At 67.9% G+C, this 13,788-nt stretch carries 11 protein-coding genes and 1 riboswitch; all 11 genes read left to right on the top strand.

Going from position 1 to position 13,788, the window contains the following annotated elements:
• Positions 1–44 precede the first annotated feature (44 nt).
• Complete coding sequence (locus MJ605_RS04550) at positions 45–542, top strand: formate dehydrogenase subunit gamma (protein WP_243039852.1); 498 nt, start codon at positions 45–47, stop codon at positions 540–542.
• On the top strand, positions 539–2,098 hold the full coding sequence (locus MJ605_RS04545) for a formate dehydrogenase beta subunit (RefSeq protein WP_243039851.1): 1,560 nt from the start codon (positions 539–541) through the stop codon (positions 2,096–2,098). The genes MJ605_RS04550 and MJ605_RS04545 overlap by 4 nt, the downstream gene beginning before the upstream one ends.
• Before the next feature lie 11 nt (positions 2,099–2,109).
• On the top strand, positions 2,110–5,040 hold the full coding sequence (fdhF, locus tag MJ605_RS04540; protein ID WP_243039850.1) for a formate dehydrogenase subunit alpha: 2,931 nt from the start codon (positions 2,110–2,112) through the stop codon (positions 5,038–5,040).
• Entirely contained in the window at positions 5,027–5,878 is an 852-nt protein-coding gene (fdhD, locus tag MJ605_RS04535; RefSeq protein ID WP_243039849.1) for a formate dehydrogenase accessory sulfurtransferase FdhD, read from the top strand. Before fdhF ends, fdhD begins: the two co-directional genes overlap by 14 nt.
• The gene (locus tag MJ605_RS04530) at positions 5,875–6,105 is read left to right on the top strand and encodes a formate dehydrogenase subunit delta (protein WP_243039848.1); all 231 of its coding nucleotides are present in this window, start codon (positions 5,875–5,877) and stop codon (positions 6,103–6,105) included. Before fdhD ends, MJ605_RS04530 begins: the two co-directional genes overlap by 4 nt.
• 182 nt (positions 6,106–6,287) lie before the next feature.
• Complete coding sequence (napE, locus tag MJ605_RS04525; protein WP_345779512.1) at positions 6,288–6,449, top strand: periplasmic nitrate reductase, NapE protein; 162 nt, start codon at positions 6,288–6,290, stop codon at positions 6,447–6,449.
• Positions 6,450–6,517: 68 nt separating this feature from the next.
• Positions 6,518–6,799, top strand: a complete 282-nt coding sequence (locus tag MJ605_RS04520) for a chaperone NapD (protein ID WP_243039847.1) — start codon at positions 6,518–6,520, stop codon at positions 6,797–6,799.
• 17 nt (positions 6,800–6,816) lie between these two features.
• Positions 6,817–9,306 (top strand): periplasmic nitrate reductase subunit alpha, encoded by a 2,490-nt coding sequence (napA, locus tag MJ605_RS04515; RefSeq protein WP_243039846.1) that lies wholly within the window; start codon positions 6,817–6,819, stop codon positions 9,304–9,306.
• Positions 9,307–9,319: 13 nt separating this feature from the next.
• Positions 9,320–9,892: a nitrate reductase cytochrome c-type subunit gene (locus tag MJ605_RS04510; protein ID WP_243039845.1), complete on the top strand. Its 573-nt coding sequence runs from the start codon at positions 9,320–9,322 to the stop codon at positions 9,890–9,892.
• A 2-nt stretch (positions 9,893–9,894) separates the two neighbouring features.
• A complete protein-coding gene (locus tag MJ605_RS04505) occupies positions 9,895–10,494 on the top strand; it encodes a cytochrome c3 family protein (protein ID WP_279237368.1) in 600 nt (199 codons plus the stop codon).
• 182 nt (positions 10,495–10,676) lie between these two features.
• Positions 10,677–10,770: riboswitch (glycine riboswitch) on the top strand.
• A 37-nt stretch (positions 10,771–10,807) separates the two neighbouring features.
• Positions 10,808–13,774 carry an aminomethyl-transferring glycine dehydrogenase gene (gene gcvP / locus MJ605_RS04500; RefSeq protein WP_243039844.1) on the top strand — a complete coding sequence of 989 codons (2,967 nt, stop codon included), beginning with the start codon at positions 10,808–10,810 and terminating at the stop codon, positions 13,772–13,774.
• The last annotated feature ends 14 nt before the right edge of the window (positions 13,775–13,788 follow it).

Below are 13,788 nucleotides of genomic sequence, written 5' to 3'. Positions count from 1 at the left end.
GGAACCATCCGACCAGCCGCCCCATGCCAATCGATGGTGGATCCATGAAACGTGCCAATGGCGCGGCGTTGCCCGACGTTCCCGAGAACGTCCGCGCCGCCGTCCTCGAGGTCACCGCCCGGCTGAAGGATCTGCCCGGCGCCCTGCTTCCCGTGCTGCACGGCGTGCAGGACGCGCTCGGCCATGTACCCGAGGCAGCCCTGCCATTGATCGCGCGGGAGCTGAACCTCTCGCGTGCCGATGTTCACGGCGTCGTCACCTTCTACCACTACTTCCGCCGGCATCCGCCCGGGCGGCACATCGTGCAGCTGTGCCGCGCCGAGTCCTGCCAGGCGGTGGGCGCCGATGCGCTGGAACGGCATGTGAAGCATCGCCTGGGCATCGACTTCCACCAGACCACCGCCGATGGCGCCTATACGCTGGAGCCGGTGTATTGCCTGGGCAACTGCGCCTGCTCGCCGGCGATGATGGTCGATGGCGAATTGAAGGGCCGGGTGACGCCGGAGCACTTCGACGCCTGGCTCGCCACGGAGGCGACATGAGCACCACCGTCTACGTACCGCGCGACGCCAGCGCCCTGTCGCTGGGCGCCGAGGCGGTGGCCGCGGCCATTGCCGCCGAGGCGCAACGGCGCGGCGCCGACGTGACGATCGTGCGCAACGGCTCGCGCGGCATGATGTGGCTGGAACCGCTGGTGGAAGTGGCCACCGCGCAGGGCCGCGTGGCCTACGGGCCGGTGCGGCCGCAGGACGTGCCCGCGCTGTTCGACGCCGGCTTCCTGCAGGGCGGCGCGCACGCCCTGGGCCATGGCCCCACCGAGGCGATCCCCTACCTGGCCAGCCAGCAGCGGCTCACCTTCGCGCGCGTGGGCGTGACCGACCCGCGCCGCCTCGACGACTATCTCGCGCACGGCGGCTATCGCGGCCTGGAAGCGGCGCTCAAGCTCGACGGCGCCGGCGTGGTGCAGGCCGTGCTCGACTCGGGCCTGCGCGGCCGCGGCGGCGCGGCCTTCCCCACCGGCATCAAATGGAAGACCTGCCTGGACGCCAGGGCCCCGCGGAAATACGTGGTGTGCAACGCCGACGAGGGCGACTCGGGCACCTTCGCCGACCGCATGCTGATGGAAGGCGACCCGTTCGTGCTGGTCGAGGGCATGACCATCGCCGGCCTGGCGGTCGGCGCGACCCAGGGCTACATCTACCTGCGCGTGGAATATCCCCATGCGCGACGCGCGCTGGAGGCGGCCATCGCCGCCGCCGAGGTGGCCGGCTACCTCGGCGACAATGTGCGCGGCAGCGGCAAGGCGTTCCGCCTTGAGGTGCGCATGGGCGCCGGCGCCTATATCTGCGGCGAGGAAACCTCGCTGCTGGAATCGCTGGAGGGCAAGCGCGGCCAGGTGCGCGCCAAGCCACCGCTGCCCGCCCTGCAGGGCCTGTTCGGCCAGCCCACGGTCATCAACAACGTCATCAGCTTCGCCTCGGTGCCGGTCATCCTGGAGCGCGGCGCCGCCTATTACCGCGACTACGGCATGGGCCGCTCGCGCGGCACGTTGCCCTTCCAGCTCGCCGGCAACCTCAAGCGCCCGGGGCTGGTCGAGCGCGCCTTCGGCCTCACCCTGCGCGAGCTGGTGGAGGATTACGGCGGCGGCACCGCCAGCGGCCGTCCGGTGCGCGCGATCCAGGTGGGCGGTCCATTGGGCGCCTACTTGCCGGCCTCGCGACTCGACACGCCGCTGGACTACGAGGCCTTCGCCGCCGCCGGCGGCATGCTCGGCCACGGCGGCGTGGTGGTGTTCGACGATAGCGTCGACATGGCCGCCCAGGCGCGCTACGCAATGGCGTTCTGCGCGCTGGAATCCTGCGGCAAGTGCACGCCCTGCCGCATCGGCTCCACCCGCGGCGTGGAGGTGATCGACCGCCTGCTGGCGGGCGACATCGCCGAACGCGAACGGCAGGAAACGCTGCTGCGTGACCTGTGCCACACCATGATCGACGGCTCGCTGTGCGCGCTGGGCAGCATGGCGCCGTTCCCGGTGCTCAGCGCGCTCGACCATTTCCCCGAGGATTTTGCAGACGAAGCGCGCCAGAGCGCCGCCTAGGAGACCCACCCATGCTGTCCATCGTCGAGATCGATGCCGGTACCCCCAAGGCGACCTCCACCACGATGGTCGCGCTGGAGATCGACGGCCGCCGCATCCAGGTGCCCGAAGGCACCTCCGTCATGCGCGCCGCCTCGCAGGCCGGCATCGGCATTCCCAAGCTGTGCGCCACCGAGATGCTGCAGGCCTTCGGCTCGTGCCGGCTGTGCCTGGTGGAGATCGAGGGACGGCGCGGCTACCCCGCCTCGTGCACCACGCCGGTCAGCGAGGGCATGAAGGTCAGCACGCAGACGCCGCGGCTGGCCGAGATCCGCCGCGGCGTGATGGAGCTGTACATCTCCGACCACCCGCTGGACTGCCTCACCTGCCCCGCCAACGGGCACTGCGAGCTGCAGGACATGGCCGGCGTGGTCGGCCTGCGCGGGGTGCGCTACGGCTACGAGGGGGCCAATCATGTGTTTGCAAGCGTCCCGGCTCGCGAAGATCAAAAAGCGAGTCCTCCTTCCCACACGGACCGGCAGGCCAATCCGCTTTTCGCGGCGAAGGACGAATCGAATCCGTACTTCACCTTCGATCCGTCCAAGTGCATCGCCTGCTCGCGCTGCGTGCGCGCCTGCGGCGAGGTGCAGGGCACCTTCGCGCTGACCATCCAGGGCCGCGGCTTCGAATCCAAGGTGGCCGCCAGCCAGGGCGACCGCTTCCTCGATTCCGAATGCGTCTCCTGCGGCGCCTGCGTGCAGGCCTGCCCTACCGCCACGCTGTCGGAGAAATCGCTGATCGAGAAGGGCCAGGCCGAGCACAGCGTGGTCACCACCTGTGCCTACTGCGGCGTCGGCTGCAGTTTCCGCGCCGAGATGAAGGGCCAGGAGATCGTGCGCATGGTGCCCAACAAGGAAGGCCACGCGAACCATGGCCATTCCTGCGTGAAGGGGCGCTTCGCCATCGGCTATGCCAGCCATCCCGACCGCATCACCACGCCGATGGTCCGCGCCAGGACCAGCGACCCGTGGCGCGTGGTGAGCTGGGAAGAAGCCATCGCCCATGTGGCCAGTGAATTCAAGCGCATCCAGGCCACCTACGGCCGGCATGCCGTCGGCGGCATCACCTCCTCGCGCTGCACCAACGAGGAGACCTACCTGGTGCAGAAGCTGGTGCGCGCCGGCTTCGGCAACAACAACGTGGACACCTGCGCGCGCGTGTGCCATTCGCCCACCGGCTACGGCCTCAAGACCACGCTCGGCGAGTCGGCCGGCACCCAGGACTTCGACTCGATCGAACTGACCGACGTAGTGATGGTGATCGGCGCCAACCCCACCGACGCCCACCCGGTGTTCGGCTCGCAGATGAAGCGACGGCTGCGCGCGGGCGCCCGGCTGATCGTGATCGACCCGCGCCGCATCGACCTGGTGCGCTCGCCTCACATCAAGGCCGACTACCACCTCAAGCTGCGCCCCGGCACCAACGTCGCCCTGCTGGATTCCCTGGCCCACGTGATCGTGACCGAGGGCCTGGTGGACGAGGACTTCGTCGCCCAGCGCTGCGAGCCCGAAGCCTTCGCGCGCTGGCGTGCCTTCGTAAGCCAGGAGAAGTACAGCCCCGAGGCGATGGAAGCCACCACCGGCGTGCCCGCCGCGCTGGTGCGCGGCGCCGCAAGGCTCTACGCCGCCGGCGGCAATGCCGCGATCTACTACGGCCTGGGCGTCACCGAGCACGCGCAGGGCTCCACCTCGGTGATGGCCATCGCCAACCTGGCCATGGCCACCGGCAACATCGGCCGCGAAGGCGTGGGCGTAAACCCGCTGCGCGGGCAGAACAACGTGCAAGGCTCGTGCGACATGGGTTCGTTCCCGCATGAGTTCCCCGGCTACCGCCACGTCAGCGACGACACCGTGCGCCATCTGTTCGAGCAGGCCTGGGGCGTGCCGCTGCTGGGCGAGCCTGGCCTGCGCATTCCCAACATGTTCGAGGCCGCGCTGGACGGCAGCTTCAAGGGGCTCTACATCGAGGGCGAGGACATCGCCCAGTCCGATCCCGACACCCAGCACGTCACCGCCGCGCTGTCGGCGATGGAATGCATCGTGGTGCAGGACCTGTTCCTCAACGAGTCGGCGAAGTTCGCCCACGTGTTCCTGCCCGGCAGCTCGTTCCTGGAGAAGGACGGCACCTTCACCAATGCCGAGCGGCGCATCTCGCGAGTGCGCAAGGTGATGGAGCCCAAGGGCGGCCATGCCGACTGGGAGATCACCCAGTTGCTGGCGCAGGCCATGGGCTATCCGATGCACTACGCGCACCCTTCGGAGATCATGGACGAGATCGCGCGGCTCACTCCCACCTTCCACGGCGTGAGCTTCGACAAGCTCGACCGGCTCGGCTCGATCCAGTGGCCGTGCAACGAGGAACATCCGCTCGGCACGCCGGTGATGCACGTGGACGAGTTCGTGCGCGGCAAGGGCCGTTTCATGCTCACCGAATACGTGCCCACCGCGGAGAGGGTCAGCACCGAGTACCCGCTGATCCTCACCACCGGCCGCATCCTGAGCCAGTACAACGTGGGCGCGCAGACGCGGCGCACCGACAACGTGCTGTGGCACGGCGAGGACCGCCTGGAAATCCATCCGCACGACGCCGAGGAGCGCGGCCTCGCCGATGGCGACTGGGTCGGCATCGTCAGCCGCGCCGGCGAGACGGTGCTGCGCGCACGGATTTCCGAGCGCATGCAGCCGGGCGTGGTCTACACCACCTTCCACTTCCCCGGCTCGGGCGCCAACGTCATCACCACCGAGAACTCCGACTGGGCCACCAACTGCCCCGAGTACAAGGTCACGGCGGTGCAGGTCACCCGCGTCACCCAGCCATCCGAATGGCAGAAGCGCTACCGGGCCTTCACCGAGACGCAGGAAGCCCTGCTGGAACGATCGGTGAAGCCGCTTGACCACGCCTGAGCAGGAAACGTCGCCCAACGGCTATGCCGTCCGTCCCGTCGAGCGCTGGCGCCACGGCGCCGCCTCGCGCGAGGACGACTGCGTGGCCGAGGAAATGCCGGTGGCCATGGTCTACAACGGCGACACCTTCGCCGTGATGATGGCCACGCCGCACGACCTGGAGGATTTCGCGCTCGGCTTTTCGCTGAGCGAGGGCCTGATCGAGCGACCGGACCAGTTGCTCGACGTGGTGGTCCACACCCTGCTCGAAGGCACCCAACTGGCCATGCGCGTCGACGAAGCCGCGCCAGGCGCCCGCATCGGCCAGGAGGAACGCGCACGCCTGCTGCCCGGCCGCAGCGGCTGCGGCATCTGCGGCACGCGCGACCTGGAGCACGCCATCCGCCAGGGCGCACCGGTCGGCCCCGGGCACACGCTGACGCACGAGGCGCTGGAGCAGGCGCTGCGCCAGTTGCACGGCCTGCAGCCAATGAACGCCGCCACCGGCGCAGTGCATGCCGCCGCCTGGGCCGATCGCCAGGGACACGTGCTGCTGGTGCGCGAGGACGTGGGCCGCCACAACGCGCTGGACAAGCTGATCGGCGCCATGCACCACGCCGGCATCCAGCCGGGTGACGGCCTGGCCCTGGTGACCAGCCGCGCCAGCTACGAGATGGTGACCAAGGCCACCAGCGCCGGCATCGCCGTGCTCGCCGCGATTTCCGCACCGACCGCGCTGGCCGTCGAGCTGGCACGCAGCGCCGGCATCACCCTGGTGGGCTTCGCCCGCCCGGGCAGCCACAATGTCTATACCCATCCCGGCCGGTTGCAGCCAGCGACAGAGCAGAATCCGTCATGAAGATCGAACGACTCGTCACCATGGCCAACGACATCGCCACCTTCTTCGCGGTGGAGCCCGACCATGCCACCGCCGTCCATGGCGTGCGCGACCACATCACGCGCTTCTGGGATCCGGCGATGCGCAGGCAGATCAGGACCTATCTCGACGAAGGCGGCGAAGGCCTGCATCCGCTCGCACGCGAAGCCGTGGCCGGCCTCGAAGTTTCCGCCGGCAACCCGGCCTGACCCCACCCCAGCCGTTTCACGCCCGGCCCTGCATGGGCCGTCCGCTGGACTGCACCGTTATATAGGCGAGCCCATAACGGCGCGCCACGCCGCGTCCTTCCTGGGTTCACGACGCTTTCACCGGTAGCGTTGTGCTCTTGGCGAAATCCGCCACGCAGGGCGGGCTTCCTGTCGAGGCACGCATGGCAACGTTCACGGAGATGGCAAGCAGGCGCCAGGAACGTACGGCCTTCCTGTTGCTCGCCGTCGCCCTGTTTCCCGTGCTTGCCGTGCTGACCGTGGCCTCCTACGGGTTCGCGGTCTGGTTCTGGCAGATGTTCGTCAGCGGGCCGCCCGGAGGCTGACCATGCATGTGCCGCCCAGCCTTCGCCATGGCCGTGACAACGCGCCTCCCGCGGCAAAGAGAAACGCCATGAACCACGAACAGCACATCTCCAGCCTGCTCGTGCTGCACCGACCCGATGCTTTGTCGCGCCTGCAAGCCCTGGTGGATACCCGTCCCGGCCTGTCCATCGCCACGCATGCGGAAAGCCGCTGCGTCGTGCTCTGCGAGACCGACAGCCAGCGCGCCATCGTCGAGCACGTGGAGGCGATGGAGGCGGTGCCCGGCGTCATCAACGTGTCGTTGATCTACCACCACGCGGAGCCGCGAGACGAGCTCGACGCACCGCTCAACCCGATCGCTTCGACATAGGGAGGTGACTCATGCACATGACGCGACGCGAATTCATCCGCAACACGGCCGTGGCCGTCGCCGCCAACGTGGCGGGCATCGCCCTGCCCGCTGGCGCCACCAACGTGCTGCTGGAAGGCGATCTCACCCAGCTCAAGTGGAGCAAGGCGCCGTGCCGCTTCTGCGGCACGGGCTGCAGTGTCAACGTAGCGGTGAAGAACGGCCAGGTGGTGGCCACCCATGGGGACCAGCTGGCCGAGGTCAATCGCGGGCTCAACTGCATCAAGGGCTATTTCCTTTCCAAGATCATGTACGGCGCCGACCGCCTGACCGCGCCGATGCTGCGCAAGAAGGACGGCGCCTATGCCAAGGACGGCGAGTTCACCGAAGTCTCCTGGGACGAGGCCTTCGACGTGATGGCCGCCCAGTTCAAGCGCGTGCTGAAGGAGAAAGGCCCGGAAGCCGTCGGCATGTTCGGCTCCGGCCAATGGACCGTGTGGGAAGGCTACGCCGCCAACAAGCTGTTCAAGGCGGGCCTGCGCAGCAATAACATCGATCCCAACGCGCGCCATTGCATGGCCTCGGCGGTGATGGGCTTCATGCGCACCTTCGGCATGGACGAGCCGATGGGCTGCTACGACGACATCGAGGCCACCGACGCCTTCGTGCTGTGGGGCTCGAACATGGCGGAGATGCATCCGATCCTGTGGACGCGGGTGACCGACCGGCGCCTGTCGAACCCGCACGTGAAGGTGGCGGTGCTGTCCACCTTCGAGCACCGCAGCTTCGAGCTGGCCGACATTCCCATCGTGTTCACCCCGCAGACCGACCTGGTGATCCTCAACTACATCGCCAACCACATCATCCAGAGCGGCAAGGTCAACAAGGATTTCGTCGACCGGCACACCACCTTCAAGCAGGGCGTCACCGACATCGGCTATGGCCTGCGGCCTGACAATCCGCTGGAATTGAAGGCCAGGAACGCCAAGGACCCCAACGCCGGCGAGGCGATCGACTTCGCGCGGTTCGCCGCCTTCGTGGCGCCCTACACGCTGGAGAAGGCGGTGGCGATGACCGGCGTGGAGAAGGGCTGGCTGCAGCAGCTGGCCGAGCTGTACGCCGATCCCGGCACCAAGGTGGTGTCGTTCTGGACCATGGGCTTCAACCAGCACACGCGCGGCGTGTGGGCCAACAACATGGTCTACAACATCCACCTGCTGACCGGGAAGATCGCCACGCCGGGCAACAGCCCGTTCTCGCTCACCGGCCAGCCCTCCGCTTGCGGCACCGCGCGCGAAGTAGGCACCTTCAGCCATCGCCTGCCGGCCGACATGGTGGTGAACAACCCCGAGCACCGCAGGCATGCCGAGGACATCTGGGCCATCCCGCACGGCATCATCCAGCCCAAGCCCGGCTTCCACGCGGTGGAGCAGAACCGCAAGCTGCGCGATGGCGTGCTCAACGCCTACTGGGTGCAGGTCAACAACAACATGCAGGCCGGCGCCAACCTGATGCAGGAGACCTATCCCGGCTACCGCGATCCGCGCAACTTCATCGTGGTGTCCGACGCCTACCCCACCGTCACCGCGCAGGCCGCCGACCTGATCCTGCCCGCCGCGATGTGGGTGGAGAAGGAAGGCGCCTACGGCAACGCCGAGCGCCGCACGCAGTTCTGGCACCAGCTGGTGAAGGCGCCGGGCCAGGCGAAGTCGGACCTGTGGCAGCTGATGGAATTCTCCAAGCGCTTCACCACGGACGAGTGCTGGCCGGCGGACATCCTCGCCGCCCATCCGTCGTTCAAGGGCAAGACCCTGTTCGACGTACTGTTCCGCAACGGCAAGGTCGACCAGTTCCCCACCTCGCAGATCGAGGCCGGCTACGACAACGACGAGTCGGCCGCGTTCGGCTTCTACGTGCAGAAAGGGTTGTTTGAAGAATACGCCTCGTTCGGCCGCGGCCATGGACACGACCTGGCACCGTTCGACGCCTACCACCAGGCGCGCGGCCTGCGCTGGCCGGTGGTCGACGGCAAGGAAACGCGCTGGCGCTACCGCGAGGGTTCCGATCCCTATGTGAAGGCCGGCACCGGCTTCCAGTTCTACGGCAACCCCGACGGCCGCGCGGTGATCTGGGCGCTGCCCTACGAGCCGCCCGCCGAGATGCCCGATGCCGAGTACGACCTGTGGCTGTCTACCGGGCGCATCCTCGAACACTGGCACTCGGGCTCGATGACCATGCGCGTGCCCGAGTTGTACCGCGCCTTCCCCGAGGCGGTGGTATTCATGAATCCCGACGACGCCAAGGCGCGCGGCTTCAAGCGCGGCGACCAGGTCAAACTGGTGTCGCGACGCGGCGAGATGCGCTCGCGCGTGGAAACGCGGGGCCGCAACCGCATGCCGCGCGGCGTGGTGTTCGTGCCGTGGTTCGACGCTGGCCAGCTGATCAACAAGGTCACGCTGGACGCCACCGACCCGATCTCCAAGCAGACCGACTACAAGAAGTGCGCGGTCAAGGTCGTCGCCGTCTAGGGAGGGAACGAAGATGCGTGACAAGCCGCTTGTCGCCCTGGCCATCGTGGTGGTGCTGGCCGCGATCGCCGTGGGCTATGCGGTGGGTCGAAGGAAGGCCCCGCCGCCACCATCGCCGGCCGCGGAAACCACGACCGCGTATTCGCCCGCCGACAATGCCGGGGCGCCGCCCGCGAGCGGCCAGATCGATGCCATCCGGCGCGGCATCCCGGTCGACCAGGAAGGCGAGCCGCCGCTGATGGCCCGCGTGGAGAACACCGACGTCAAGCGCAACCGCGCCTACCCGATGCAGCCGCCGACCATCCCGCACAGCATCGACAACTACCAGATCGACAGGAATTCCAACCGCTGCCTGCTGTGCCATGCGCGCGCCAACGCGGACAAGTTCCAGGCGCCGCCGGTCAGCGTCACCCACTACATGGACCGCGACGACCAGTTCCTCGCCACCATCTCGCCGCGCCGCTACTTCTGCAACCAGTGCCACGTGGTGCAGACCGACGCCAAGCCGCTGGTGGCCAACAACTTCAAGGACATCGACACGATCCTTTCCGGGCAGATCGACCAGCCGCAGCAGAAGGCGAATTGAGCATGGGAGCCAGGATCAGGTCATGGCTCGTCGCGGTGTGGCGCACCATGCGCCGCCCCAGCGTGCACTACAGCCTGGGCTTCCTCGTCCTGGGCGGGTTCATCGCCGGCGTGATCTTCTGGGGCGCGTTCAACACCGCGCTGGAAGCCACCAATTCCGAGGCGTTCTGCACCGGTTGCCACGAGATGCGCGACAACGTGTTCCAGGAGCTGAAGGCCACCATCCACTACACCAACCGCTCCGGCGTGCGCGCCACCTGCCCCGACTGCCACGTGCCGCACCGGTGGACGGACAAGATCGCGCGCAAGATGCAGGCCTCCAAGGAAGTGTGGGGCAAGCTCTTCGGCACCATCGACACCCGCGAGAAATTCCTCGACCACCGGCTGGAGTTGGCCGAGCACGAATGGGCGCGCCTGAAGGCCAACGATTCGCTGGAATGCCGCAACTGCCACAACTACGCCTCGATGGACCTTACGCGCCAGTCCGCCCGCGCCGCCGAAATCCACAAGCGCTGGCTGGGCAGCGGCGAAAAGACCTGCATCGACTGCCACAAGGGCATCGCCCACCACCTGCCGGACATGACCGGAATACCGCAAGGCTAGGCCCTTGCCCGCCCCCGGGGGCGCCGCGGTGTCCCGGATGGATTGAGACGGCGCCGCCGCCGGGGAGGCATTCCGGCCCCGGGCGCCCTATAATCGCCGTTTAGCGTGTGGTGGGAGAAGCGGCGCGAGCCGCTGCCGAAGGCGCAACGCCCGTAATCGCTCAGGCCCCATACCATCATCCGCTCCAACACTCTGGAGAGACCGGTTCGATCCGGCGCCGAAGGGGCACGAAGCGACCGCTTCCAAACTCTCAGGCAAAAGGACAGAGGGGCGCTTCGCGTGCGGCTTGCACGCTACCTTCGGACGCCCTGCCATGAGCCACAACCCCTCCCTGCGCGACCTCGAGCACCACGACGCCTTCATCGAACGCCATATCGGCCCCAACGACGCGGAAATCGCCAGCATGCTCGGCGTGCTCGGCTACGCGTCGCTGGAGGCGATGACCGACGCCATCGTGCCGGGCAAGATCAAGTCGCCGGCCCCGCTGGACCTGCCCGCCCCGGTCACCGAGGTGGAGGCGCTGGCCAAGATCCGCGCCATCGCCAGCAAGAACCAGGTGTTCAGGAGCTTCATCGGCCAGGGCTACTACGGCACCCACACGCCCAACGTCATCCTGCGCAACATCCTGGAGAACCCGGCGTGGTACACGGCCTACACGCCGTACCAGGCGGAAATCTCCCAGGGCCGCATGGAGGCGCTGATCAACTTCCAGACCATGTGCGCCGACCTCACCGCCATGGAGATCGCCAACGCCTCCCTGCTCGACGAGGGCACCGCCGCCGCCGAGGCGATGACGCTGGCCAAGCGCTCGGCCAAGTCCAAGTCGAACGTGTTCTTCGTCTCCCGTGGCGTGCATCCGCAGACCCTGGCCGTGATCCGCACGCGCGCCGAGACGCTGGGCATCGACCTGCACGTGGGCGAGGACAGCGAGGCGGCCAGCGTCGACAGCTACGGCGTGCTGCTGCAGTACCCCGACACCTTCGGCCAGATCCATGACTACCGGGCGCTGGCCGATGCGGTGCACGCGCGCCAGGGCGTGGTCTGCGTGGCCACCGACCTGCTCGCGCTCACCCTGATCGCCGCGCCGGGCGAATGGGGCGCCGACATCGTGGTGGGCAACACCCAGCGCTTCGGCGTGCCGTTCGGCTTCGGCGGCCCGCACGCGGCCTTCATGGCCTGCCGCGACAGCTACAAGCGCTCGATGCCGGGCCGGCTGATCGGCGTGTCGATCGACGCCGAGGGCAAGCCGGCCTACCGTCTCACCCTGCAGACGCGCGAACAGCACATCCGCCGCGAGAAGGCCACCTCCAACATCTGCACCGCGCAGGTGCTGCTGGCGGTGATGGCCAGCATGTACGCCGTTTACCACGGTCCGGAAGGCCTCATCCGCATCGCCCGCCGCGTGCACCGCCTGGCGGCGATCCTGTCCGTGGCGTTGCGCCGGGCCGGCATCGCCACCAACACCCATTTCTTCGATACGCTGCACATCACCGGCGTGGACGCCGCCGCGCTGCATGCCAAGGCGCGGGCCGCCGGCATCAACCTGCGCGCGATCGACGCCGGCAGCGTCGGCATCAGCCTGGACGAGACCACCACGCGCGCCGACGTGATCGCGCTGGCTTCGCTGTTCGGCGCCGACCTCGCCGACGATGCGCAGGGCAGCGCGAGCGTCGCAGCAACCATCGATGCGCTCGATGCGGAAATCCACGACGCCCTGCCGCCCCACCTGCTGCGCAAGAGCAAGTTCCTCACCCATCCGGCCTTCAACACGCACCACAGCGAGCACGAACTGCTGCGCTACATGCGCTCGCTGGCCGACAAGGACCTGGCGATGGATCGCACCATGATCCCGCTGGGCAGCTGCACCATGAAGCTCAATGCCACCGCCGAGATGATACCGGTGACCTGGCCCGAGTTCGCCAATATCCATCCGCTGGCCCCGGCCGAGCAGGCCGCCGGCTACAGGCAGCTGATCGACGAGCTGGAAGCGATGCTGGTCGAATGCACCGGCTACGACGCGGTTAGCCTGCAGCCGAACTCCGGCGCGCAGGGCGAATACGCCGGCCTGCTGGCGATCCGCGCCTACCACCGCTCGCGCGGCGAAAGCCATCGCGACATCTGCCTGATCCCGGAATCCGCGCACGGCACCAACCCGGCCTCCGCGCAGATGGCCGGCATGCAGGTGGTGGTGACCAAGTGCGACGCCAACGGCAACGTGGACGTCGAGGACATCCAGCGCGCCGCCGAGAAGTACAGCGACCGCCTCGCCGCGCTGATGATTACTTACCCGTCCACCCACGGCGTGTTCGAGGAAGACATCGTGCGCATCTGCGAGATCGTGCACGAGCACGGCGGCCAGGTGTACACCGACGGCGCCAACATGAACGCGTTGGTCGGCGTGGCCAAGCCCGGCAAGTGGGGCTCGGACGTCTCGCACCTGAACCTGCACAAGACCTTCTGCATCCCGCACGGCGGCGGCGGCCCGGGCGTGGGCCCGTGCGCGGTGAAGTCGCACCTCGCGCCGTTCCTGCCTGGTACTTATGCCGACATCCCAGTCGGCGAAGATCAAGAAGCGGCCATCCATGGCCGCACTTCTCACAAAAGCGTGGGCATGGTCTCGGCCGCCAGCTTCGGCTCGGCGTCGATCCTGCCGATCAGCTGGATGTACATCACCCTGATGGGCGCCGCCGGCCTGCGCCGCGCCACCCAGGTGGCCCTGCTCAACGCCAACTACATCGCCAAGCGCCTGGCGCCGCACTACGAGACGCTCTACACCGGCCGCAACGGCCTGGTGGCGCACGAGTGCATCCTCGACCTGCGTCCGCTCAAGGACGCCACCGGCATCGGCGCCGAGGATGTGGCCAAGCGCCTCATCGACTTCGGCTTCCACGCCCCGACGCTGAGCTTCCCGGTGGCCGGCACGCTGATGGTCGAGCCGACCGAAAGCGAATCGCAGTACGAACTGGACCGTTTCATCGACGCGATGATCCAGATCCGCAACGAGATCCGCGCCATCGAGGAAGGCAAGCTCGATCGCGAGGACAACCCGCTCAAGCACGCTCCGCACACGGCCGTGATGGTGTCCGCCTCGCAGTGGACCCACGCCTATCCCCGCGAGCTGGCCGCCTTCCCGCTGCCCAGCCTGAAGTTCCAGAAGTACTGGTCGCCGGTGGCGCGCGTGGACAACGTCTATGGCGACAAGAACGTGTTCTGCAGCTGCGTGCCGGTGGAAGCGTTCAAGGGCGAGATCGAGGCCTTCAGCGAACCGAGCGTCGCGTAAAAGACCTGCCCAGC

It is taken from the genome of Dyella sedimenti (assembly GCF_022760995.1).
Taxonomy (GTDB): Bacteria; Pseudomonadota; Gammaproteobacteria; order Xanthomonadales; family Rhodanobacteraceae; genus Dyella; species Dyella sedimenti.
The sequence above is the reverse complement of the archived record's forward strand: the minus strand, read 5'-3'. Positions and strand labels throughout refer to the sequence as shown.